Raw genomic sequence first — 24,075 nt, forward strand, 5'->3', positions numbered from 1 at the left:
TTATCACAATGGATAATCTATGAATCTAAAGCAATTAGAGATTTTTTGCGCCGTAGCGGATACGGGTTCTGTTACTGCAGCCGCTAAGCAACTTAACAGTAATCGCACCCAGCTAAGCATGGCGATTAAGGCGCTTGAGTCGAATTTGCAGGCGACATTATTTGTCCGTTCTGGTAATAGCCTAGAGTTATCTGAAGTCGGTAAGTCTATTTATAAAGATTGTGAAAGCGTGGTGTCTACCTGCGAGCGAATAAAGCAAACCTGCGAACAAACGTCAGAGAAATTTCGTTCAGAGATTTGGCTCGCGCGTGACGACTCCTTTCCTGATGAGGTTTGGCAAGATTTCATTCATCAACTGAATAATAATTTTAAGGCAACCACAGTGAACACCGTGCTGGCATCCAGTGGCGACTTAGCTAACTTGGTGAATACCAAGCAAGTTGATTTTGCTTTTGGGGTCGACTTTGAGCGAGTGGATGATGCCAATACTGACTATTTGCCACTCGGGCGCATAAGAATGATGTCGGTGTGTGAACATACCCACCCGTTAGCCAGTCTTCGCCGTGTGTCAGATATTCAACTGCGTGAATCTATGCAAGCGGTGATGGTGTATCTCAATGATAAAGATAATCCTGAGTTGCAGCCTTTTTCATTAACCCATATTGGCTTTACGAGCTTTGAATATATGCTCAACACAATATTGTCTGAAAAAGCCTGGGGTGTGTTACCTGAACCATTGATTAGGCAGCATTTACGCCAACAGCAATTGGCTGTTATTAAGCATACTTATGGATTAACCCATCAAGATTATTGTTTATTTTCAGCTCCCGGTAATGCAATACCAGCACCGATTTCTTGGTTATCAGATCAAGTGAGCGACTATTTGTTTAAGTTTTAAAGGTGCTGACTTTGATTAATTAATTGGCACTTGTTATTTGCTAAGCCTAACTCGTAGGCTTCATATTAGAGCACTTCATATTAGAGCACTTCATATTAGAGTACTTCATATTAAAGCTCTTCAACTTAAGCCTCTCATATTAAAGTTCTTCATATTAAAGCCTTTCATGTTAGCGCTCGTTATATTTGAACTCTTCAAATATGGGCTTGTATATCACAATCACTGAGCGTCAAATTAGTTGACGCTATAGAAGGTTGGTAACTCATTGAAATAATGATGTAATCATATATTCCCCATCTAAGTTCACTTTATGTACACCTTAACGACATTGAGGTTTTTCGCTGTTAACGCCATACTTTTCTTAGGTTTTAACAGGTGATAATGAATGTGTGCAAAGAGCAACAAACAAGATAAACAATTACTTAAGCTGTCAGCAGTCGCTGCTTTTAGCTTTGCAATCCTCGGGGTCATCGTTGGCCTGTTAAGTGGATCTATTGTCATTCTTTTTGACGGTGTTTACTCACTCATTAGCTTATTACTGACAATGTTATCTCTTGCTGCTTCTGGCTATATGCATGGTTCTTCACGTTCTCACTTCGCTTTTGGTAAAGCCATGATGGAACCGTTAGTTGTTGCGATTAAAGGCTTAGTGATTTTGATGTTACTGGGTTACAGCTTATTCAGTGCTTTTCATGTGTTTATCAATGGTGGTCAAGCAATTGATACTTCGTTTGCAGCTATTTTTGGTTTTATCAATTTAGTTGGTTGTTGGGGAGTGTGGCGTTGGCTGCAACATAAAAACCAGTCTAAAAAGCAACAAAGTGGCTTATTGGCCGCTGAAGAAAAGCAATGGCAAATGGATACGGTACTGAGCGCAGCGGTATGTGGCGGCTTAATTATTGCCGTGATTCTTGAGATGACGCCCTTGTTTCATTACGCGGTGTATGCTGATTCTCTAATGATGTTGTGTATTGGTTTGTACTTCCTAAAAGTGCCTTTTGTTATGTTAACCAATGCATTACGCGAGCTGTTAATGATGAAACCTGATCAAGAAATATGTTCACTTGTGCGTGAAAGTGTTTCTGAAGCTAACGGTATATCACCGCAAAACCTTAAGTTAACCGGCATTGCCAAAGTAGGACCTGAATTGATGGTTAACATTAATGTCGATCCTAAAAAATCACATCAATTATTGGCTGATGTTCAACATATTCGTGAATTATTGAACCGTAAACTTGCGCGTTTATCGCTGAATGTGAAGTTGAATCTCGATATCGCTACTGACGTTAAATAACAATGTGTTAATCCTAAATCGAGTGCCTCATTGATTTGACTCTCGATATGCTTATCTAAGACTAATGACCTGCTTATCTTTTCAGTACATCCTTAATCCAAAAAGCTATTTGAGCGCACATGACCAAGGTAAATGGAATGGCGCCAACAATCGCAATTTGCTTGTTTAAATCCACGTCGTTAATGGTCACTAGTGCAATTGTTATCGCAATTAAAATAAGACTCCAGAGCATTTTGGCAATGTGACTTTCACTGCCAGTGAGCATGCTGGTAATGTAAATGGAGGAATCTGCACTGGTGATAAGAAAAGTGATTAACAGTAGTATTGCGGCAACCGATAAAATGCTGCCCAAGGGGAAACCATTTGGGGTTAACTGATTAAAAAAGCTAAACAAGCCTAAGGTGTATTCTTGATTGACCGCAGCCATAACCTCAGCAGCAAAGGGTTGAGTTAACACGCTACCAGCAAAGCCAGAAAACCAGATAATTGAAGTGAGTGTTGGCAGTAAAATGGTACATGCTAAAAATTGCCTGATGCTACGGCCTTTACTAATTCGAGCGATAAACGGCCCAACGAAAGGCGCCCAAGCAATCCACCAAATCAAATAAATGACGCTCCAGCCTTGGCTCCAATTAGCGGGGTCTCCGACACTAAAAGAGACTTTTGGCAGTAACTGCAAATAACTCACGCTTGACTCAAACATGAGCTGTAGACTGTTGAAGGGATCAACTAAAGCAATAACCGTGACCAAAATAGCCACCATAAAAAAGGTATTAAACTGGCTTAATCGTTTAATTCCCTGATTTAATCCAGCAATGGATGACAAGGTGAATAGCACTGCAATAAACAAAATTAGCCCAATTCTAAAGCCGACACTGGCCACATCAAGTCCAATCGCTTGCTCAATCCCTGTTTGAATTAAGGCGACAGTATTGGCAAAGGTGCCAGCCATGCCAAAAATAATCGCAATGACCGCAAGTAAATCTAATACGCTAAGCCATTTAGGTTTTTCTGCGCTAAAACTGGCACTGATCCTCAGGCTGCGATTACGATTATATGCAAACCATGCCATGACTAAGCCAGCCATGGCGTATATCGCCCAAGCATGCAAACCCCAGTGGAAGTAGGTAATCGCTAACGCGCCAGATACCGATGAGAAGTCATCTTGTAAAAATGCAGGTGGGTTAACATAGTGATATACAGGTTCTGCAACGCCCCAAAAAATGAGCCCCGATCCCATGCCTGCAGTAAATAGCATGGCTATCCAACTGGTAAAGCTGAACTCGGTTTGCACTTTTTCTCCGCCAATACGTATTTTGCCAATAGGACTGAAGCATATTGCTGTAGCAAAAATAAGTAATAAACTCGAAAGCTGAATGAATTGAGAGTCAAAATGTTCAAGAAAAAACTGAGTAAATAAGCTGAATGTTGCCAACGTTTTGTGAGGGAAGGTCAACAACAAGCCCGCAATGATTATGACGGGTATATAAAAGCTGAGTTTAGGCGTCAGCAATGGCGGTGTTTCAGACTTTGCACGTGGGCTTGTATTACGTGATTCCAATCTAGTCGCTATCCAGTATTCGAAGCTATATTCAGTTTTTTCACTATGACTGAATTAGTTATCAGTTTAAAGTCTTAAACAGAACTTTAGTATTAGCTTAAGCTGTTTTTTGATGCGTCATAGCTGGATCTGAGGGGGATTTAAAGGACTAAACCTGAGTGACGAATCAATTTGTCGCTATATAAGGAAGATGTTTTTAGCATCATAAACGAATAAAAGCTTAACTATGTTAATAAATTGTTCTAGTGTAAATTATTGATAAAAGAATAAATGATTGGTTTTTATTTGTTGTTGTACTGTATGGGGGATAATTATTTGAACAAAATCAGACTTATTGCCGTGACGGCTTTTGTATTGTTTTATTCTTCAATAAGTATAGCGACTACTCTTAAATATAATGTGAATGGTTCAAGCAGTTGGGTGCCGTATTATATTCCTAATAAAGTTGAAAACTCGGGGATTTTGGGTGAACTGGTCCCTAAAATTTTATCCATTGCCGAAGTTGAAGTCGAAAAACATAACTTTCCGCCTAAGCGCACTAATCAAGCGCTAGAAAAAGGCCTGCTGGATTTTGATTTTGTTAGTCCTAGTTGGTTTCCTAAAGGTGATATGGGAGATCAGTTTATTCAATCTTCCGCGATCTTATCTATTCAAGAAAACATCATCACGCTTGAAAAAAACCAGTCTCAGTGGTCTGACATAGACAAGATAACAGGCAAGTCTATTGGAACGGTGCGCGGCTACCTTTACCATGATGATGACATATTTACTCGGGTCGATTTCGCATCTGAAAAACAGCTCATCAAAGCGTTACATAAAGATCGCGTTAGCGCGGCGATATCAGGTGATTTACCTGCATTGTATTGGGCGAAGCAATTGCAATTACCCATAGCGCTTGCTGCGGTACATTCAAGTGGGGTGTTAGTGATGCGCTTGCGTAAAGAACACAGTAGCGTGATGCCGAGAATTAATATGGCTATTGCCCAGTTGCAAAATGATGGCACCATTCAAGCTATTGTGGATAAATACACTAAAAATGAGCAATATCAGCAATAAACTGATATTGCACATCGGTAATGAAAACGAATAAATCTATTGTGTGCGTTTAGTTGCTATTAGCTGTTTGAGGTTGAGAAACTTGACGTTTTTTGTTTTCAAAGTAGTGATTTGTTTCCGTCAGAATTACATGTCTTAAGCCGATAAGTGCAATTAAGTTAGGAATTGCCATCAGGCCATTGACGGTATCAGCCAGCATCCAAATTAAATCTAATTGAATGAAAGCGCCTACCGCAATTAACCCTAAAAAAGTCAGTTGGTAAATCTTAATTCCTTTGTCACCTAAGCGCTGATTAGTCAGATAATTCCAGCAACGTTCGCCATAATAGTGCCAACCTAAAATGGTGGTAAAGGCAAAACACACTAGCGCAATAGTCACAATGTATTGACCGACAATCACAGAGCCGCCTGAGGCGAAAGCGGCACTGGTCATTGCTGCACCGGCAGTATCACCATTCCACACGCCAGTAATGATCAACACTAAACCTGTCATGGTACAAATTAAAATAGTATCGAAAAAGGTACCTGTCATGCTCACAAGCCCTTGCTCCACGGGCTCGTTGGTTTTGGCTGCCGCAGCCGCAATTGGCGCACTGCCTAGGCCCGATTCATTTGAAAACACCCCGCGGGCAATACCAATTTGAATCGCTTGGGCAACGGTCGCACCTAAAAATCCGCCCGCAGCAGAAATAGGAGTAAAGGCTGAGTGAATGACTAATTCGAGAGCGGGAATGATTTGCTCTGAAAAGCTAAATAAAATCCAAATGCACGCAAGCACATAACCTAGGGCCATAGTAGGTACTAACTTTTGAGCAACGTTAGCAATACGTTTTACCCCGCCTAATGTTACCGCAGCAACCATGGTAGTTAGTATTAACGCTGTGACCCAGGTTGGCACATTAAAGGCGATGGTCATGGCATCGCTAATGGCATTAACTTGTGCAAAAGTACCAATACCAAAAAAGGCCACACCAACACCAAATACAGCAAAGATCTTGGCTAACCACTTGAGGCCTAAACCACGCTCAATGTAATACATTGGCCCGCCAGCAATATTACCTTTAGCATCTGTGGTGCGGTATTTAACTGCGAGCATACATTCAGCATATTTAGTGGCCATGCCAAAAAAGGCGGCTAACCACATCCAAAACAATGCGCCTGGGCCACCAATTTTAATGGCGGTTGCAACTCCAACAATATTACCTGTACCGATAGTGGCGGATAGGGCTGTACATAGGGCTGCAAAAGACGATAAATCGCCTTTACCAGTAGCGGGTTTGAATAACAAACTAAGGGCAAAAGGCAGCTGGAAAACTTGCAAAAGTTTAAGGCGAATAGTGAGATAAAGACCTGTACCAACAAGTAAGCAAAGGGTAATAGGGCCCCAAACAATGGCATTGATATCGGCTAAAAGCGCGTGAAAATTCATGATATTCCTCGAATATTAAACAACAAAATTAATATGGAGGAGGAAAAGAAATGGCTGATCAGTGGTACTGAAGAAAGAGACGGGCGAAGCATCACCTTGTTCTAATAGCTCAAGGTTAATATCAGGCGCAGCAGCAAACGACAGCGACCATAAATGAATACAGTCATCCTCTCCTCTGTCCTTTTGCCTGAGCGTTTCGCGTGACTGACAAGTCAGCCTCACTTTCGCCTTCGGCGCTGTAATAACAATCGCTAACGAACCACGTTTGCTTACAGTCTCTCCAGAGGCTCGTCCAGTAACAGTCCTCACCACTATGTGGCACCTGAAAGAGTGCTTTATTCATTTGCTTGAAATGACTTAATGTTTACACAAAATGTCATTGCATGAATAAACTTGCCTCGTCGGTGTGGGGTTACTCCCCACTCTCCTGCTACCTTCATCCGAACGGATCTTATTGAATAATCTTGCTTGGTATTAGCTAAGTGATTAATCAAAAAGGGCGATTAGCATGCGGGATCTATTTCATTGACTCAAGAGAAGTGGATCACAGTTTAATCGAGCGGTAACTGACTGCGCTATTATTCAACAGTAATCCCAATCCCAAAGTAATCTGAGTAGCCATAATGAGATTTTATAAAGCGGCAGTGAATGGTTTGTGACCAATCACTGCTATTGAGGATAAGTTAACACTCATACTCAAAGCCCTTCGGGTTTGGGCCGTACTGATTAGTTTCTTGCTCGCTATCGGATACGAGGAAATACAGTAGAACCAAAGCACCAATAAGCGGGATTAATCCAATTAATATCCACCAACCGGTTCTGCCTGTGTCATGTAATCGACGTACAGTAACGCCAAGCCCTGGTAAGAAAACTAATAAAGAATAGATACCGCTGAGCAAGCCGTATCCGGTCTCAGGGCTTAGTGTGCCAGTCATATTGTCAATTAAGCCCAATACAATGCCCGCAATTAAATTGAATAAAACAAAAAACCAATATTCTTTACGACGGGCTCTGTCTTTAAAGTTAATGTAATTTTTAAGAACTTTTATATACCAATCCATGAATTATTCCTTGTTATCGGGGGCATTGACTCAATTGAAACCATAAAGAGACAGCATAGGTTTACCGCTTAAGTCATTAGTTATATCAGCATTACGCAGTGATGAACATGAATTGAACACATTAATGATACTGGTCTTTATTCCATTATCTTTGAAGATTAATGAACCAATATTTCACTATTTGCGTAGTGCACTTTATAACCAATTAAACAGGTGCCAAATGATGGATAATATGAATCAATCGGGAAGTATTGCAACGATCATTGGTGTTGCTGATGCCACGCATTATTTGGTGGGCCTTACTGATGCGAATAATAACTTCGCCGGATTAAATGGCGAAGTGGCAGGCGAGTGTGTTCATTCAATCGTTGAAGCTAAAGCCTTACTGAAAAGTCATGATTACGCTATCGCTCACCTTGAATATCAAACGGCTTATGATGAGATGTGTGGCTTAGATAATAGCGGTAAATACCAACAGGTGATTAACTTGTGATTCAAGCTGATCAATAAAGCTAGCTTGATTCAAAACCAAGCCAGCTTTTTGTTAACTCGCAATTGCAGACTAACAGCAAGCATTTATACGGTTTCTACCATCTGCTTTCGCACGATATAGTGCTGTATCGGCGGCGCAAAGTAGGGCGTTGGCCGTTCTGAACTGGCCATTGACCTCACTGGCATGCCCCTGACTCACACTGACAGAAACCGAAATATCTAGGCCTATATCCATATAAGTCAAAGCATTAATATTTTGCTGAATAAGTTGAGCCGTGGCTTGTACTTCTGAGGTATCGCAATTTGGCATCACTAAGGCAAATTCTTCTCCGCCATATCTGGCGGCAGTGCAATTTTCATTGGGTAAAGACGCTTGAATCGCAGCGGCAATTTTTTGCAAGCAGCGATCACCCATCACATGCCCATGGTTATCATTAAAACTTTTAAAATGGTCGATATCAATAATCAATACGCTAATTGGGTCGCCCTGTTCAATACAGGTTTTCCAGTGGTGTTTTAAGTCGGCATCAAACACACGGCGATTAGATAAATTAGTTAAGCAATCCGTTGATGCCCACTTATAAAGCTGTTGATACTCTGCGCGATACTTACTTAAATCTCTTATGATGATGCCAAATAAAGGTTCTGACATAGGAAAATGGGTTACAGACATTTCAACATCAATGGTTTGGCCATTGGACATGTTAAGCGTGGTTTCATTAGGTAGATGGTTTAGTGGTCTTGGCTCAAATGTTGATTCGAGAATCATCTGTTGATAATGAGACTTTTGAGGCTCGGTCAAATAAGACTGCCAGCGTTGACCTATTAAAGAGTTTGTAGAACTTTTATTGCAATCGAGCAATAACGCCACTGCGTGACGGTTAGCCATTTGGATATTGCCAAACTCATCAACCACAATCATCGCTTCCATCATGTAATCAACTAAAGTCGATAATGAGCTGAGCGCATTACCACCAAGCATGGTTGTGCTATGAGGAGGATTGAACCTAGTTTCCAACGTTTTATCAAAATGATTATATTCATTTGAATCAGTGCGTGTTTTATTTGCGGCTAGATCTGCAGCATTAGCCGTCGTATGTTGAGCTAAATTATTAGATAGGAACTGGGGTTCAATTTTTAATGGGTTAGCACTCGGAGGCTGTTCATTAGCGCCAAACTTGTAATGATAATTACCACTAAGCGTGTCACCAATGAACATATCCATTTTCACTTGAGAAATCTGGCTTAGCTGTTTCTCTGCAGTGGAAGTGAGTTCTAACATAACGAGTATCCTTACTAGTGTGTTAATTTCATCGCATTAGCTGCGTTTTCTAGTTAATACTCTATCGAACTCTGTTGGCGATAACCTTTCGCCAACCTTCCTTTTTAAGTGATTGTTATTTATTGTGTTTGAGTGGTAGTTAGCAAGCTTTACTTGAACCTTCTCCTCTATTAATCACTTGAGGATCCTCACTGAGTAATAAGAGTGAGTTATCGGTGTTTGTTAATACAAATTGAAATTTAGTGGTGCCAATAACTTTATCGAGGTCCATTAACTGGATAATTTTACCATCGCTGCTGGTGGTTACAGCATCAATAACACCGTCAAAAGGGGTTTCGAAAGCGGCGCCTACAAATTTCAATCCTTTGTCTGTTAAGTCATCTAGTAAGTAAGTAATGGTACTTTCACCAGAAACTTCGACAGAACCCGTGTCATTACTGTATGAAAAAGTGGGGACTTCATTTTTATCGATGGTAACGGTAACAGTGATAAAAGTGGCTTTGCCAGTGATATTTAGCATGATAATTCCTTTTAATTAATCATTATATTGTGGGTAGGTAAAACAAGTTGTGTGATAGTGCTAAGTTGATTTTCTGGTAGAGGTTCGCCTAAGCATTGCAGTGCTTTAAAGTACGGACTTGTGATTAATGGGTGTTTATTCTTTTGAAAGAGTAGTGCTAATCTTGTTTTGACTTCATTACAGATTGAGGTGTCATTGAACTTAGAGTTAACTAGGGTGAGTGTCTGCTGGCTTAATAGCTGACTTGAAGAGAGTAAAGCTTTGTAACTGATATTATCAGGGTGCCGACTGGAAATATCAGAAAATAAATCCACGGCAATAGCGGCGTATTCAGCGCTTTGTTGATATTGATTATGATTGAAAAAATAACGTGCAGATGCCAAATGATAATTAGCCCAAATTAACTGATTTTTTGAAGAGTTAATCAGCTGCTTATTTTCGCTCAATAAATTTGCTAGGGCCTCAACGTCATACTCCATACGATGCAGGTTTGTTTTGTTAACGACTTCTAGTAATCGTAACAATGCATCGAACCTGTCTTTTTGCCATTGTTCATTTTTCGGATCCTGAATTAAGGTTTTGTCGATAGTGTTTAGTCCTGACATAGCCACTTCAAAAGCTTTGTTGTATTTTCTTTGATAGCGGAGCAAATTAGAGTGAATATGGTAACTACCAAATAGTCGGCTAAGGGAGTAAGGGCTTAGGTTTATATTCGAATTAACTAAGTCCTGTTGCAGTTGTTCATGAAGCTTGATTCCAGTATTGATGTCACCTTGAGACACTGTTGCAGTTGCAAGCCATGAACGAGTGTCGGCTATATCAGCGATAAGTTGGCTATTATTTTCATCTCCAATCCAGGCCATTTCTTTTAGTTTTAATGATTCAGTGAAGTCATTGGTGGCTTCATGAAAGCGTTGTTGTTTTATCGAAATAGAGCCTAAGGAGTTATATGCGTATGACAGTTCCATCAGCGCTTCTGTATTTTCTGGCGCTAGGTCATACATTTTTTTACTGTAATTTAGGTATTGTTCAAACCAGACTTTTGAGGCTGTCCAGTCACTTTGGTCATAATCCAATTGCCCTAACCAAAACGCATTAGCCCCTAGGGTTTTAAGCAACTCAAAATGTTCAGGTTGCTCAATTAACAATGCGCTGAGCTTTTCTTTAGCGGCTAACAATGCTTCTTTGGCTTCGGTTATTTTACCCCGTGAATAAGCCACTTCTCCCATCGCCTCTAGTGTTTGCCCTTGTTGAAAGCGAGACTCAAAGCTTAAGCTGGTGTCTTTAAGGGTTGATGCTTCGCTATAGTATTCCAGCGCTTTTTTATTAATACCATCGAGTAAATCCATTCTGCCAATGCCACGCATTTTGTCGGCAAAATCTCCCACCATAAAGCCAAGTAGGTTTTCAGCTGCTTGTCTTTTTTGTAGTGCCATCTTCTCAGCTTCGAAACTTTTAATACTGGCTAAAATCGAGGTGATAGTGAGCAAAAACAGCAATGAGACGGTGAAGGTTTTTTGCCAGCGCTTGATCCGTTCATGTTTACTAGAGGCATTAATCAGTTCGATTTCTTGTGGCTCTAAATCAAATAACGGATTAGCTTTAAGTGCTTGCGCTTCTTTCAGTGGTTTACCGTCGGCAAGTAAGTATGCATGATGTTTATTTTCTTGCAGCCAACGGCTAGAAAGGTGCTGTAATCGGCTTTTAATACGAATACTTTGATTATGTTCGGCAATCCATGATGTGGCTCTTGGCCAGCGCCTTAATAAGGCTTCGTGCGCAATGCTAAAGCAGGGTTCGCCATTTTGTAGGCTGGAAACAAATAAACGACTATTGATCATCGCCTGGGTCAGAGCCCGTTCTTCTTTGGTGTGCAGTTGTGCCCAGCGAGCGGTGCGGCTGGTGATTGATGATTCATCTTCACGTAATGTGACCAATAGCGACAATACATGAGGCAAGCTGGCTTTTTGCTGCACAGTTAGCTCGGCAATGGCATCTTCGGCATTTTTACCTATTGCACCTTCTATCCCGCCAAGTTCTTGATAGACACTAAACAGTAACTGATCATCTTTGCTGCGTTTTAAATACAGTGCTTGGAGCATGTACTGCAGCATGGGGAGTGCATCAGGGTTACTGGCGGCTTCAGCGCATAATATTTCATCTAGGGGGGTCGCTGTATCAGGATCGCTGGTCCAGGTTAAATTGGCGGCAACAGCTGGCAGTCGGATCATTTGCAGTAATTCACTGCGAGTAGGCGGCGATAAATCAAAATGAGCCCCACGCCCTTTTCCTGTCATTAAACTGGGGTAGGCCACTAATAATGGGTAAAACTCATTACGGCAGGCACTCAGTACTAAAATGCAACCCGAGTTAGCTAATTGTTCGAGGATGCTGATGAATGCTATGCGCTGCTCTTGAGAAAATATCGGTGAAGATAGTAAGACTTCGAGGCGGTCGATAAATAAAGCAAAGTGAGTGTGGCGTTTATGGTTAGATTTTATCGCTTGTTTACATTGACTCACAATAGCTTGGGGCTCAGTAATGAGTCGATGAGACAGTGAGTCGGCACTGTCACCGTCAAATACTGGCAAATCATTGATTTCCCAATCGAGCATGACGCCAGCAAGTTCAATGAAGAGTTGCGATTTAGATACATCTGCAAAATCGAGACTGCCATAGGAGGCAAGATGCACGCCGTTGTAACCTGCGCCGACAGTGAGATTGGGAATAATTCCCGCATTAATTAATGATGATTTACCACTGCCGCTGGGGCCTAATAAGAGGCAAAACCCACGGCCAAATTTGACTTGCTGGCTGATGCGTTCGAGTAAGACGCTTATTTGCTTACTGCGTCCGAAAAAGACTTCATAAAAGTGTTCTGAGTAGGCTTGCAGGCCTGGAAAGGGTGAGCCAGATTTCCACAGCTGGTTATCGGCAACGGTTTCGTGTCCAATGGGAAAGTTAACATCGGCAATAGTACGATAGCCACGTTTGCGAATGGTTTCGATATAACAGGGCGAAGTGGCTTTATCGTCAAGGGCGCGGCGTAATTGATTGATGATTTTATGCAGTGGATTGTCGCCAATATCGCTATCTGGCCAGCAGTGATTAACAATATCATCGCTACTTAAGACTTCACCGCTGCGCTCGCATAGCAAGATCAGCACGTCCATTGCTTTGGGTTCAAGCTGTTTGGTTTTTTTGCCTAGGTTTACGCTATTGCTATTGGGGTCGACCTGCCACTCACCAAAGAAAAAAATCTCTTTTTTCATTATTACATTCCGTTGAAATCCCAGCTATTTGCATCATGCTTTGACTGCTAAATAATCGCAATTGCGTTTCATTAGCATTTACTTATACCAACTTATGGTTAGATATGTAACCACTTAAAGTGTGAAAATGTATAAAATATAGGCTTTATTTCGATTGGATTGTTAAGGCGTGCAGCTAGATGCACTGTTGAGCGGTATAAAAAGAATGGTCGTTATTTAAGCTGATTGAGTGCTTTGAGCGTTAACGCTTCAGTGTAGGGATTAATTTTAACATGATTAGGACTCCAGCCTTTTACAAAACGTTGAAAATCAGCCCAAGCGATGGAGTAGAGAGGTCGCCAAGTCTGGACCAATGTGGTGGTACATATTTGGGGCTGATGCACTAAAGTACTGCTGACCAATGCGTTAAAATAATCATCCAGTAACCCAGAGATCTTTGCCTCACTTTCTGTAAATGTCAGTACACTACTGAGTAGCAGCGCCACATCCTTCATGCCACAACCCTTGCCTACATATTGAAAGTCCACTGCAGCCACTTGTTGGTGATTTGGGCTAAAACAGAAGTTAGCCAGCTTAGCATCGCCATGAACTAAGGTTTGAAAAGGGCTTTGTTTTAGTAGGGTATCGATTTGCCTGGCTGCGGCTTTTAAGTTCGGGTCGGCTAATGCTGCTAACTCATCTGGTCGAGTATCTAAATGCCAATAGGTCCCTTGCTGCCAGAGCTTTTCATGTAAGTGGTTAGTTACTTTTTTATCTTCTTCAGTTGAATCTAGGTGCTGAACATCAGGATTTTGAAATAGAAATTGGCCATGAAAACTCCCGAGCCATTTAAGGCAAGATTTGATGGCGATATCATCAACTCGAGTGAGGACGTTGTTAAAACCAACAGTGGCTAAGTCCTCAAGAATCAATAAGCAGTCATCGCCATCTTGTTCTAGAAATAAACATTTAGGCACCCGATTATCTTGGCTACATCGGTTGGCGTAATTTTGATACCAATGAAACTCTACCTGGTATGACTTTATCTTGCGCTGGTGAGAAAGGGCTGTATTCCATCCTTTAGGGTGCGATTGTGTTGTGGTGCTATTTTGTGGATCCATCATAGGTAGCTTGATGTGTTTAACAATCACGCTGCCATAGGTTGAACCACACAAGTGAGCTCTGAACAATTCGCCGTAACCACTCCAAAGCGATTGAATCCGCTCTATTTGAGTAATTGTTGTCGCACCAGTTTGTTGTTTTATGGTGTTGAGCACACTTGAGTTAACGCTTGAATTAAAGTCAGTTTCAATATTCATTCGATGAAAATAATCTCTCTATAATCGGTATTGATGTGGCATTGAAACGGTATTGAAACAGTATTGGCGTTGAAATGAGCTAAATACTACTCAATACACAATTCAATAAATGCGATTCAATTCAATAAACACTATTCAATAAATATTGAGCAAATTGTATGTTTAACCGCTGAATAAGTGAAATACTTCTCAAGACTTAGGGGTTATGCATTGAACTTTGAATTAAATAGCGTAATTTTAAGGTATTGAAACCGACTGGAGTTTGGATATGAAGCCAGGCAAAAATGATAGCAAGTTACTGAAACTCGCCATGGAAATTGGTGAGGGGTATGCGAAAAAAAGAGGTTTTAAAGATTTTGGTGTAGGTATTTCGCCAAAAGATAAAGTGGAATGTATTTATCGTTTACTAGTACAAGATGGCTTGATACAAGCACTTGCCGAAGACAAAGATGATGGCCCTAATAGAAAGCATAAATTGGTGTTATGGATTTCAAAACAGCTTCCTCCAGAGCATCCATTAATGAACTAAATGGTGGGCTGTCGTACTAAAAAGCCAAGCGTCTGCTTGGCTTTTTGAGTTTTATTTTGAGTTATCTTTCCATCAAGGCTGCTTCACCATCAAGATTTAGCGTCCATCTCGTTATCTACTTCTAATTCTTCAGGAGATTTCAGCACATCTTTAGGCTTAGTCACGCTACCGACTGGCGGATAAGCCACACTATCTTTAAATCCTTCGCGGGTGTCTTCACTGTAATTTGGAAAGGGTAGCTCTTCTTCTTCAATAAGCTGGCGAATGGTTTGCTCTGCCTTTTGCTGCGCGTTGAGATCAGCAGGCACCGCATTATTGAGCACCACATTTTGCCCTACTGGCGCAATATGGATATCCAGTGTTTTCATAATGTTCAATAAGTGAAAATTCAAATCTTCGGCAATACCAAAATATTCATTGATGTCACCAGTATCAATGTAAGCATTGACGTTGACCACAAAAGCGTCACGTTCAATCGCTAAAAAACGTGCTCGCTGGGCGATTTCTAATACTCTTGGATGCGATAAAAGTAATTTACGTAATTCCATCAGCAGCATTTGTAACTGCTCTTTGGAAGTATCGAGGCTAATTCGCAAATCATGCTTATAACGGCGGCGATCGATCACTGAAAAGTTTTCTAATTCTTGGGATGAAAATACTGAGTTAGGGATATGCACTACGGTGCGGTCAAGCTTACGAATGCGGGTTGAGCGTAAGCCGATTTCTTCAACCACGCCTAAGGTTGTGCCAAAGCGGCAAAAATCACCGGGTTTAATCGGCCTTGCTGCATAGAGGGTTAATGCGCCAAAGACGTTCTCTAATGGTTTTTGTGCGGCTAATGCAATGGCTAAACTGCCAACACCTAAACCAGTTAGGATTGTCGCCATATTGTAGCCTGAACTTTCAAACCACATCAGCGCGATAATCACTACTATGACCATTTTAAGAATGGCTACCATAGGTCTTAATAAAGCCACACTGTAACTTTTATCTTGATCATGAAGTTGCTTAGACTTGTAAGCAGAATAAAGCTCAACTAAACCCAAAATCAAAATGGTATTGGCAAGGTAGAGTAACGTGCTGTTATCAAACCAGACTCTTGCACGCACAGATAATCCAAGTGCTAAAGCGACATATTGCAGTAATGATAAGTATAAGAACCAACGCAGACTGCGGCCACAAAATCGGCTTAACCCTGCAATACGAGGCTCGAAGTGTTTGGCTAGACTTTTGGCCGCGATACTAATTAGCCCAGTGCCTATCCAACCAAAAAATATGCTTAAACTGAATATGAGTAATTGCCAGTTTTCCATGTGAAAGGCTTTAAATTCAGGTAAGAAGTTTGCGAGGGTTTCTATTTGAGGACTGTAACCGTATTCGTCCCAGAGTTCAGGGATTTTGGCGACGGTAGCGTTAGATATTTTCCAAACTTTACCGCCTTTTCCATCTGGGACATGCTGCATATAAACAGGAATTGGGCCGGTATTGGTTTCAAGTACGCCCAGTAAATCTCGGTAACTTGGGAGCTTATCGTTTAAGTGTCCTGTTGCTTGATCGCTGATTTGCGACAAGTCGATGATATTTTGCTTGTTCCATAAAATGGATAGCTTTCGCAGTAATTCAGGGCCGTCTTCTGGATTAATGCCGTTAGGTAAATAACGTAAGTCGACAAATTCAGCCGCTGTTTCCCAATCATCTTGCTCAACCGCTTGGCTTATGGCGATTAATGTTGATAGTGGCGTTTCACCATCTCGGGCAAGTATCAACCCGCCTTGTGCTTCGGCAATGGCTTCACTGCGTTTTTCTGCCTCTGCGACTTTTTTGAGATTAATGTCATCAGCGGCAACAGCGTTAAAGGGGGCACAGTGGAGTGAAATGAGTAAAACAACAGAGAGAACCCAGCGCCAATTGTGCATCATAATTTATCCCTAAAATAAGACCTGAAACACTTTCAAATATATGTGTTTTATCATCAGACTGCTAGCTCGAATTATCATAATTTTCACAAAGTTAGTTAAAGGTGGTTACATTTTTGCGGTTGATACTTTGCCACTTAAGGTAAAGCCACGCCTCCAGATAACAATTAATGCCTACAAGAAGCTGAGCATAGTGGTGTTTGTCGCAGGTTAAGTGGGTTATCTATTTCAGGCAGTTGTTCCTGATACCGTTCTTGCTGAAGAATAGCGACTTATTGAAAATAATAGACTTTTAATAATAGCTAAGTTGAATTTGATTAATGTTGAATCTTGCCTAGACTGAATCTACATAGCCTGAAACCACTAACACCCTGTAAAAACAAGAGCATCATTGTTTTAGCCAATACCAAACGCGACAAATTAAGTACGTTATCAGTTGAATGGAATCAAACTTAGACTCACAGAACAACATGGAGTTAATGAAGCATGAAAGCACAACAAATATTTTTACTTCTGGCGGCTGTAGGGCTCCTTCCTATCGCATTATCTTATGGTTTTTCTCCAGCTAATTCACTTTCATTTTTATTCGATATCAACGCAGAACCCATTAATGTGACTCATATTTTTCGCGCTGTAATGGGGCTTTATTTAGCCTTGGTGCTCTTTTGGGTGGCAGGTGCTTTAAAGGCATCCATCAGGCTTGCAGCTTTATACAGTTTGGTCGTGTTTATGCTTGGTTTAGCTGCAGGTCGCAGTTTGAGCTTATTCATTGATGGTATGCCACATTGGTTGTTGGTTGTGTATCTGCTGTTGGAAATTGGCTTTGGTGTAGTGGGCATTCAAATGATCAGAAAAACAGTATTAGAAGACGTTTAAGTTCTATCGCAAGTCTAGTGAGCTATTTGCTTATAAATCATAGCTTTTAATGTGTTAATTAATAATCAAATTGATGTTTAAACTAAAAGGTGACTGTATGAAAAGTATTGTTTCATGGGGAGTATTAACGCTATTCACTTTGGTCAGTAGCAGTGTATTTGCGGCAACGGATAAGCCAAATATATTTGTTATTTTTACTGATGATATTGGTATCTCAAACTTAAGTGCCTATCACAATGGCGTGATGAGTAGTGATACACCTAATATCGACAGTATTGCTGAAAAAGGCATTTTGATGACTGACTATTATGCTCAGCCTTCATGTACAGCAGGGCGATCTGCTTTTATGACAGGGCAACTTCCGGTGAGAACGGGAATGCATACAGTGGGCTTACCAGGCGGACCAGTAGGGCTGAATAAAAATACTCCTACTCTGCCAGAGATATTAAAATCAATGGGCTACATGACAGGCCAGTTTGGTAAAAACCATTTAGGTGATCGCGATGAGTTTTTACCTACAATGCATGGCTTTGATGAGTATTGGGGCTGGTTGTATCACTTGAATGCAATGGAATACACCGAAGACCCTGATTGGCCTACCGATCCAGCATTTCAATCATTTGCTCCTCGTAATGTAATCCATGCTAAATCAACAGGTAAAGGTAAGCAGTCTATTAAAGATGATGGACCGTTATCGATTGAACGTATGCGAACACTTGATGATGAAGTAAACAAACACACCATCGATTTTATTGAAAGAGCAGTCAAAGCCGATAAGCCTTTTTTTACTTGGTATTGCCCATCTCGAGGTCATGTTTGGACTCATTTATCGCCTAAGTACGAAAAAATGCTTGGCCAAAATGGCTGGGGGTTACAAGAAGTTGTCATGAAAGATTTAGATGACCATGTGGGTGAAATGCTAGCCAAAATGGAAGAACTGGGCATTGCTGATAACACCATCATTGTATTCACGGCTGATAATGGCCCTGAAATAATGACTTGGCCAGATGGCGGTATGACACCATTTCATGGTGAGAAGGGCACCACTTGGGAAGGCGGAGTAAGAGCGCCAATGTTAATTAGTTGGCCTGACAAAATTAAAGCGGGCCAAGTTAAAAATGGCATGTTTGATGGTATGGACTTTTTACCTACCTTGGTTGCAGCAGCTGGTGGTCCTAATGATCTGAAGCAGAAAATGTTGACGGGTTATAAAGGCTTTAAAGCCCATTTAGATGGTTACAACCAGCTGGGTATGCTGACTAAAGATGAGCCTTCGCAGCGTAAAGAGATTTTTTATTACGAACGTGATCGCTTACAGGCTGTAAGAGTTGGTGATTGGAAGGCGCATTTTGTGGTACAGAATAATGGATGGTCAGGAGCCAAAGAAGAGTTGAATGCGCCGCTATTATTTAACCTTCGACGTGATCCTTATGAACGTGCCGCTGAAGAATCTGGCATGTACCTCAAATGGATGGGACAAAAAATGTGGGCATTTGGCCCAGCGCAAGCTGCTGTACAAAAGCATTTAGAGACGTTTAAAAAGTGGCCGCCAATGACAGCTGATATTGGTTCAGTTAATAGTGGTGGCGTTGGGAATTAAAGGCTTTTACTCTCTTTCAATGTCTGCTTTAAAGGGCCTATATAGCCATTTCGGTTGGGTTATATAGGTCTACATGTTAACAAGGAAGGTTTTATGAAGCTTAGAAAGTGGCTAATTGTTTGCAGTACTTTGTTGTCTACAGCGATAGGGTTTACGTCAATAAGCGTGTTTGCTGATGACGGTTTCTCGACAACAGAAGCATCATGGAAGCACAGCGTAGAGATTTACGGGTTAGCGCTGAATATACGTGGCGACACCACTGTCAACGATCAGAATCTTGAGGTCGATGTTGATCCGCAATTTATTATGGATACCCTTGAAATGACTGCTATGGTGCATTTTGAAGGAATTCATCAGAATCAGTGGGGCTATTACATTGATTATAGTTTCATGAAGCTCAATGGTGAAACCAATAACATAATAGATAACACTAACAATTTGGTGCTAAAAGGCGATATTGATATTCGCCAAGGCGTATTAGAAGCTAAGGGCTTTAAACGCTATGAATATGGCGATAGCACACTGGATTATACATTTGGACTGCGTTGGTGGGATAACGACATTGATATGCAGTTATACCGCAAAGACAATAATGCCATTTTCAGTGAGATTAACTTAGAAGATGACTGGGTTGATTATGTAATTGGTATTCGATGGATGAATCCAATTAATGAGGATTGGCTTTTTTATGTTAGCGCAGATGCAGGTTTAGGTACTGATACTGACTTCACTTCGTCGATTATGACGGGCGTCAGATACCAGATAAACACTTGGTCTGATTTAAATATGGGCTATAAATCCACCTGGGTTGATTACGATAATGAAGATAATTTTGCTTACGATACCGCTTCACAAGGTTTTCTCATTGGTTGGGCTGCGTACTTTTAGCGAGACTAAATAGCAGTCATGCTTAATCACGTATCCATAAGAGCTCGACTTAACCATGTCTGAGCTCTTTTTGTTTTTAACATTACTCAGTTGGTAATGGATTACCTTTTAGAGAAAGCGCATAGCGTAAAAGAGTAAAATCATCCTCTTGGTATTCTCGGATAAAGCTCATGCCCAATTTTTCAATGATATTCACTGAGCCAAGATTAAGGTTAACAACTTCGCCGTAAATAATATCTAAATCCATATGCTTCTTAGCATACTCAATACAGGCAAGGTTAGCTTCTGTGGCATAGCCCTTACCCCAAAAATCTGGGTGTAAGCGATAGCCGATATCGACAGCATTTATCCTGGAGTCATTTTTGAAACCGCAAAAACCAATCACTTGGTTAGTGGCTTTTAGCTCCACAGCCCAACGAGCAAAACCATATTTCTGATATTCTGCTAACCAGATGTCCTGAATAATGTTTTTCGCATCTTCGATGTTATTACACATGCCTGCATCGCCAGTGTAGCGGTTGACTTCTTCTGAATTAAACTCAAGTACAGCCTTTGTATCGCCAAGATTAAATTCACGAATGATTAGGCGTTCAGTTTCGATGATTATTGTCACTTTATTTCCTTGGCTCTTGGACTTTTGTATCTGCTCCTGATGCACCTGCTTCAGATGCATTAGTGATGTCATAGTAAGCTTGATAAGCAAATCGACCGATTGCGAGCACAATCAAAATAATAATGATCCGACTCATGGTGCCTGAAGCCGTGGTGGCTTTTTGCATCTTAATTGGACCTTTTTTCTTGATTGATTTTTGGCCCTGATGTGATTGATTCGTCTGTTGCTTGTCTTTGTTAGATTGAGTGCGAACAGCAACGCCTTCAATTTGTGCCTGAACAGCTTTTATTTTTCCATCAGCAAGTTGCTCTATTACATATTCAATTCTGTCGCCAACATGTGGCTTTCTTGCCATATGCTTTAGGGTTGAAATATGAATAAAAACGTCTCTGTCACCTTCGTCTGGTTCAATAAATCCAAACCCTTTATTACTATTCCAGCGAACCAACCGACCAGTTTCCATTTTCACCAATGTTTTCCTTTTTGAGTGAGTGCATGTTTTAGCACACATTATAAAATTGCCAGCCACTATGCTAGGTTAATAACACACCTTAATAAATATAATTACTTAAGTGCTTACTCTTTGACGGCATATTGTTTTTTAAGCAATACCTTGACCACAAAAAGAACAACACGCCCCAGTAAACAAGGAAGATATCATGAAATTATCAGCAGGTTTTGCTGTAATACCGAAAGCGTTATCCATTTCACTTGCCGTGGCGACTATGATTGGTTCGAGCTCGCTTGTTAGTGTCTCAGCTCAAGCTGAAAACTTTGATGCATCGGTAATGAAATCTATGCCGAAACTTGAACAGCTTTATACTCATTTGCACCAATATCCCGAGCTGTCTTATCAAGAAAAAAATACCAGCGCTCGGATGGCAAAAGAGTTAAGCCAACTTGGCTTTGATGTGACTGATAATTTTGGTGGTTACGGTGTCGTTGGCATTTATAAAAATGGCACGGGCCCAGTGCTGATGATAAGAGCTGATATAGATGGTTTACCGATTATTGAGCAAACGGGTAAATCCTATGCTTCAAAAGTGACAACACTAGATGAGCACAACAATACCGTTGGCATTATGCATGGCTGTGGTCATGATATTCATATGACCAGTTTTATTGGTACCGCTGAGCAGTTGATGAAGCATAAAGCAGATTGGAAAGGCACCTTGATGATGGTGGCACAACCTGCAGAAGAAGTCGGCGGTGGTGCGAAAGCCATGTTAAAGCAAGGTTTGTTTAGTCAATTTCCAACCCCTGACAATGTCATTGGCTTGCATGTCAGTGCAGGTATTCCAGCGGGTAAAGTGGGTGTGGTGAGTGGCTACGCTTTAGCAAATGTTGATTCGGTGGATATTACTATTAAGGGCAAGAGTGGCCATGGTGCTTACCCACATTTAACCATCGACCCCGTGGTGTTGGCAGCAAGAACGGTGTTAGCACTGCAAACGATTCCAAGTCGCGAGGTATCTCCGCTTGAGCCTAATGTTGTCACTGTGGGCTCCATTCATGGCGGCTCAAAGCACAATATTATTTCCAATCAAGTAAAGCTGCAGTTAACGTTACGTTCTTATAATCCTGAAGTGCGTGAACAACAAATTGCAGCCATTAAACGTATTACTAAAGGCATTGCGATAAGCGCAGGTTTACCTGACGAGTTAATGCCAGAGGTTTATGTGCATGACGATGAAACCATTCCCTCAACTTATAATGAGCCGCAGCTTGCTGCCAAAGTGCAAGCCAGTATCGAAACTGAGTTAGGTAAACAAAATGTGGTGATTGCACCACCAGTGATGGCGGGTGAAGACTTTGGCTTGTATGGCCGTACAGATCAAAATGTGCCAATTACGTTATTTTGGCTAGGAGCTGTTGAACCTGGGGCTTATCAGGCAAGTCTTGATTCTGGTGAGGGCTTGCCGTCATTACACTCAAGCTTGTTTGCCCCAGATTATCCATTAACGATTAAAACGGGTGTGAGAGCGATGACTCGCACAGCAATGGATTTGTTTAATCAAAAACAATAGTTGTTGCTGAGCCAAGCATGCCTTGGCTAGACAAATAACGTTATAATATTGGCTATAAGCAGGATTAACCTTTTCTGCGATTACTTTGGATATAGATAAAAAATATGATTACCTTTAGCACTAATGTTGGCGATATTTGCATTGAACTCGATATGGAAAAAGCACCAGTCAGTTCAAAGAACTTTTTGCAGTATTGCGAAGAGGGCTTTTATGAGCACACGATTTTTCATCGTGTGATTAAAGGGTTTATGATCCAAGGTGGTGGCTTTACTGCCAAAATGAAAGAAAAGCCGACGCGGGATCCGATTGTTAATGAAGCTAATCGTGGCTTGAGTAATGTACTGGGTACAATCGCGATGGCACGAACAGATGCGCCGCATTCGGCCACTGGGCAGTTTTTTATTAACGTCGGTGATAATACCTTTTTAGATCATACCGCGACTACCAACAATGGTTGGGGTTATGCAGTATTTGGTAAAGTGGTTGCTGGCATTGAAGTCGTTAAAGAAATTGAAAAAGTTAAAACGGTGACGATAGCAGGTCATGATGATGTGCCGAAAGAGGCTATCGTGATTGAAAAGGTTACCATTAGCTAAGAGGCTACACTTGAGTTTGTAGGGAGTTAATTTGAGTCTATCTGAAGCTGATATATTGCAACTGACCCAAGCTAAGCAATTGCTTGAAAACCCAGGGCTTGCTGCAAAAATCACAGACTTTATCGGTACGCCAATTGAGAAAGGTTTTTCATTACTGCCTAAAAGTGTCAGTGGTGGAATTGGCAAAGTGACTCAAATGGCGCTGACTAAAGCATCTGATGCCGCACTATTTACTATGAAAGAAGCGCCCGGTGAGCAGTCTTCTGATCGCTGGCATAAACTGGGTGTTGCTGTCAGTGGCGGAGTGGGCGGATTTTTTGGCTTATCTGCTTTAGCCATTGAGCTACCTATTTCTACTACTATCATGTTGCGGTCTATCGCAGATGTTGCTCGTAGCGAAGGCGAGCAACTTAATGATATTGAGACTAAGATGGCGTGTTTAGAAGTGTTTGCTTTAGGCGGGGAGTCAACTGATGACGATCAAGCTGAGAAAGGATACTTTGCCGTGCGCACAGTATTAGCAAACTCGATTGCCGAAACCGCTGAATATATTGCGGCTAAAGGCTTCAGTAAAGAAGCTGGCCCCATGATGGTTAAATTTGTCACCGTTATCGCTGAGCGTTTTGGCGTACAAGTCACTCAAAAGATGGCAGCTCAAGCTGTGCCCGCGATTGGCGCTGCGGGTGGCGCGATCATCAACACCTTATTTATCGATCATTTTCAAGACATGGCAAGAGGGCATTTCATTGTCAGGCGGTTGGAGCGAAAGTATGGTGGAGAGTCAGTGAGATTAGCCTACGATAGCTTGCTAATGACTGAGTAAATCAACAATGCTAGTCAATGAGATACGCTTGTATTGTGATGCTA

Annotated in this window: 21 protein-coding genes and 1 riboswitch; of the genes, 11 read left to right on the plus strand and 10 right to left on the minus strand. The window is 41.3% G+C overall.

What is annotated here, in order from left to right; translation table 11 throughout:
- The first annotated feature begins 19 nt into the window (after positions 1-19).
- Both BCU84_RS09025 and BCU84_RS09030 read left to right on the plus strand, forming a co-directional pair.
- On the plus strand, positions 20-898 hold the full coding sequence (locus BCU84_RS09025; RefSeq protein WP_102527756.1) for a LysR family transcriptional regulator: 879 nt from the start codon (positions 20-22) through the stop codon (positions 896-898).
- A gap of 385 nt (positions 899-1,283) precedes the next feature.
- Positions 1,284-2,192, plus strand: coding sequence for a cation transporter (locus BCU84_RS09030; RefSeq protein WP_102527757.1), 909 nt, complete (start codon positions 1,284-1,286; stop codon positions 2,190-2,192).
- Between the two features lie 73 nt (positions 2,193-2,265).
- Here BCU84_RS09030 and BCU84_RS09035 read toward each other — a convergent pair whose 3' ends face one another.
- On the minus strand, positions 2,266-3,753 hold the full coding sequence (locus BCU84_RS09035; RefSeq protein WP_157936211.1) for a BCCT family transporter: 1,488 nt from the start codon (positions 3,751-3,753) through the stop codon (positions 2,266-2,268).
- A gap of 315 nt (positions 3,754-4,068) precedes the next feature.
- Here BCU84_RS09035 and BCU84_RS09040 point away from each other — a divergent pair, with 315 nt between their 5' ends.
- Entirely contained in the window at positions 4,069-4,809 is a 741-nt protein-coding gene (locus tag BCU84_RS09040) for a transporter substrate-binding domain-containing protein (protein ID WP_241906399.1), read from the plus strand.
- A gap of 49 nt (positions 4,810-4,858) precedes the next feature.
- On the opposite strand, the gene BCU84_RS09045 is transcribed toward BCU84_RS09040, so the two are convergent.
- Positions 4,859-6,238 carry a sodium:alanine symporter family protein gene (locus BCU84_RS09045; protein WP_102527759.1) on the minus strand — a complete coding sequence of 460 codons (1,380 nt, stop codon included), beginning with the start codon at positions 6,236-6,238 and terminating at the stop codon, positions 4,859-4,861.
- 165 nt (positions 6,239-6,403) lie between these two features.
- Positions 6,404-6,532: riboswitch (glycine riboswitch) on the minus strand.
- A gap of 389 nt (positions 6,533-6,921) precedes the next feature.
- Positions 6,922-7,299 (minus strand): DUF805 domain-containing protein, encoded by a 378-nt coding sequence (locus BCU84_RS09050; RefSeq protein ID WP_102527760.1) that lies wholly within the window; start codon positions 7,297-7,299, stop codon positions 6,922-6,924.
- 223 nt (positions 7,300-7,522) lie between these two features.
- Here BCU84_RS09050 and BCU84_RS09055 point away from each other — a divergent pair, with 223 nt between their 5' ends.
- Positions 7,523-7,792, plus strand: coding sequence for a DUF6482 family protein (locus BCU84_RS09055; RefSeq protein ID WP_102527761.1), 270 nt, complete (start codon positions 7,523-7,525; stop codon positions 7,790-7,792).
- 69 nt (positions 7,793-7,861) lie between these two features.
- Here the strand turns inward: BCU84_RS09055 and BCU84_RS09060 are convergent, their stop codons facing one another.
- The 4 genes from BCU84_RS09060 to BCU84_RS09075 all read right to left on the minus strand — a co-directional run bounded on the left by BCU84_RS09060 (position 7,862) and on the right by BCU84_RS09075 (position 14,163).
- A complete protein-coding gene (locus BCU84_RS09060; RefSeq protein ID WP_102527762.1) occupies positions 7,862-9,073 on the minus strand; it encodes a sensor domain-containing diguanylate cyclase in 1,212 nt (403 codons plus the stop codon).
- 139 nt (positions 9,074-9,212) lie between these two features.
- Positions 9,213-9,593 (minus strand): DP-EP family protein, encoded by a 381-nt coding sequence (locus tag BCU84_RS09065; protein WP_102527763.1) that lies wholly within the window; start codon positions 9,591-9,593, stop codon positions 9,213-9,215.
- A gap of 11 nt (positions 9,594-9,604) precedes the next feature.
- A complete protein-coding gene (locus BCU84_RS09070; RefSeq protein ID WP_102527764.1) occupies positions 9,605-12,865 on the minus strand; it encodes a winged helix-turn-helix domain-containing protein in 3,261 nt (1,086 codons plus the stop codon).
- A gap of 212 nt (positions 12,866-13,077) precedes the next feature.
- Positions 13,078-14,163: a phosphotransferase gene (locus tag BCU84_RS09075; RefSeq protein ID WP_102527765.1), complete on the minus strand. Its 1,086-nt coding sequence runs from the start codon at positions 14,161-14,163 to the stop codon at positions 13,078-13,080.
- A gap of 268 nt (positions 14,164-14,431) precedes the next feature.
- On the opposite strand from BCU84_RS09075, the gene BCU84_RS09080 reads away from it, so the two are divergent.
- Entirely contained in the window at positions 14,432-14,692 is a 261-nt protein-coding gene (locus BCU84_RS09080; RefSeq protein WP_102527766.1) for a DUF5062 family protein, read from the plus strand.
- An 89-nt stretch (positions 14,693-14,781) separates the two neighbouring features.
- Here the strand turns inward: BCU84_RS09080 and BCU84_RS09085 are convergent, their stop codons facing one another.
- Positions 14,782-16,611 (minus strand): mechanosensitive ion channel family protein, encoded by a 1,830-nt coding sequence (locus BCU84_RS09085; RefSeq protein WP_102527767.1) that lies wholly within the window; start codon positions 16,609-16,611, stop codon positions 14,782-14,784.
- Positions 16,612-17,094: 483 nt separating this feature from the next.
- Here BCU84_RS09085 and BCU84_RS09090 point away from each other — a divergent pair, with 483 nt between their 5' ends.
- The 3 genes from BCU84_RS09090 to BCU84_RS09100 all read left to right on the plus strand — a co-directional run bounded on the left by BCU84_RS09090 (position 17,095) and on the right by BCU84_RS09100 (position 19,972).
- Positions 17,095-17,484: a DUF4345 domain-containing protein gene (locus BCU84_RS09090; protein ID WP_102527768.1), complete on the plus strand. Its 390-nt coding sequence runs from the start codon at positions 17,095-17,097 to the stop codon at positions 17,482-17,484.
- A gap of 97 nt (positions 17,485-17,581) precedes the next feature.
- The gene (locus tag BCU84_RS09095) at positions 17,582-19,084 is read left to right on the plus strand and encodes an arylsulfatase (RefSeq protein WP_102527769.1); all 1,503 of its coding nucleotides are present in this window, start codon (positions 17,582-17,584) and stop codon (positions 19,082-19,084) included.
- A gap of 93 nt (positions 19,085-19,177) precedes the next feature.
- Entirely contained in the window at positions 19,178-19,972 is a 795-nt protein-coding gene (locus BCU84_RS09100; protein WP_102527770.1) for a hypothetical protein, read from the plus strand.
- A gap of 82 nt (positions 19,973-20,054) precedes the next feature.
- Here BCU84_RS09100 and BCU84_RS09105 read toward each other — a convergent pair whose 3' ends face one another.
- Together BCU84_RS09105 and BCU84_RS09110 are read right to left on the minus strand one after the other, a co-directional pair.
- Positions 20,055-20,585, minus strand: coding sequence for a GNAT family N-acetyltransferase (locus BCU84_RS09105; RefSeq protein WP_241906400.1), 531 nt, complete (start codon positions 20,583-20,585; stop codon positions 20,055-20,057).
- 1 nt (position 20,586) lies between these two features.
- Entirely contained in the window at positions 20,587-21,048 is a 462-nt protein-coding gene (locus BCU84_RS09110; protein ID WP_102527772.1) for a cold shock domain-containing protein, read from the minus strand.
- 262 nt (positions 21,049-21,310) lie between these two features.
- Between BCU84_RS09110 and BCU84_RS09115 the strand changes: the two genes are divergently transcribed.
- From BCU84_RS09115 to BCU84_RS09125, 3 genes are all read left to right on the plus strand, one after another.
- Positions 21,311-22,612 (plus strand): amidohydrolase, encoded by a 1,302-nt coding sequence (locus tag BCU84_RS09115; RefSeq protein ID WP_102527786.1) that lies wholly within the window; start codon positions 21,311-21,313, stop codon positions 22,610-22,612.
- A 104-nt stretch (positions 22,613-22,716) separates the two neighbouring features.
- Positions 22,717-23,208, plus strand: a complete 492-nt coding sequence (locus tag BCU84_RS09120) for a peptidylprolyl isomerase (protein ID WP_102527773.1) — start codon at positions 22,717-22,719, stop codon at positions 23,206-23,208.
- A 31-nt stretch (positions 23,209-23,239) separates the two neighbouring features.
- Positions 23,240-24,031: an EcsC family protein gene (locus tag BCU84_RS09125; protein WP_102527774.1), complete on the plus strand. Its 792-nt coding sequence runs from the start codon at positions 23,240-23,242 to the stop codon at positions 24,029-24,031.
- The last annotated feature ends 44 nt before the right edge of the window (positions 24,032-24,075 follow it).

Source organism: Shewanella sp. 10N.286.51.B7, from assembly GCF_002873615.1.
Lineage (GTDB): Bacteria > Pseudomonadota > Gammaproteobacteria > Enterobacterales > Shewanellaceae > Shewanella > Shewanella electrodiphila.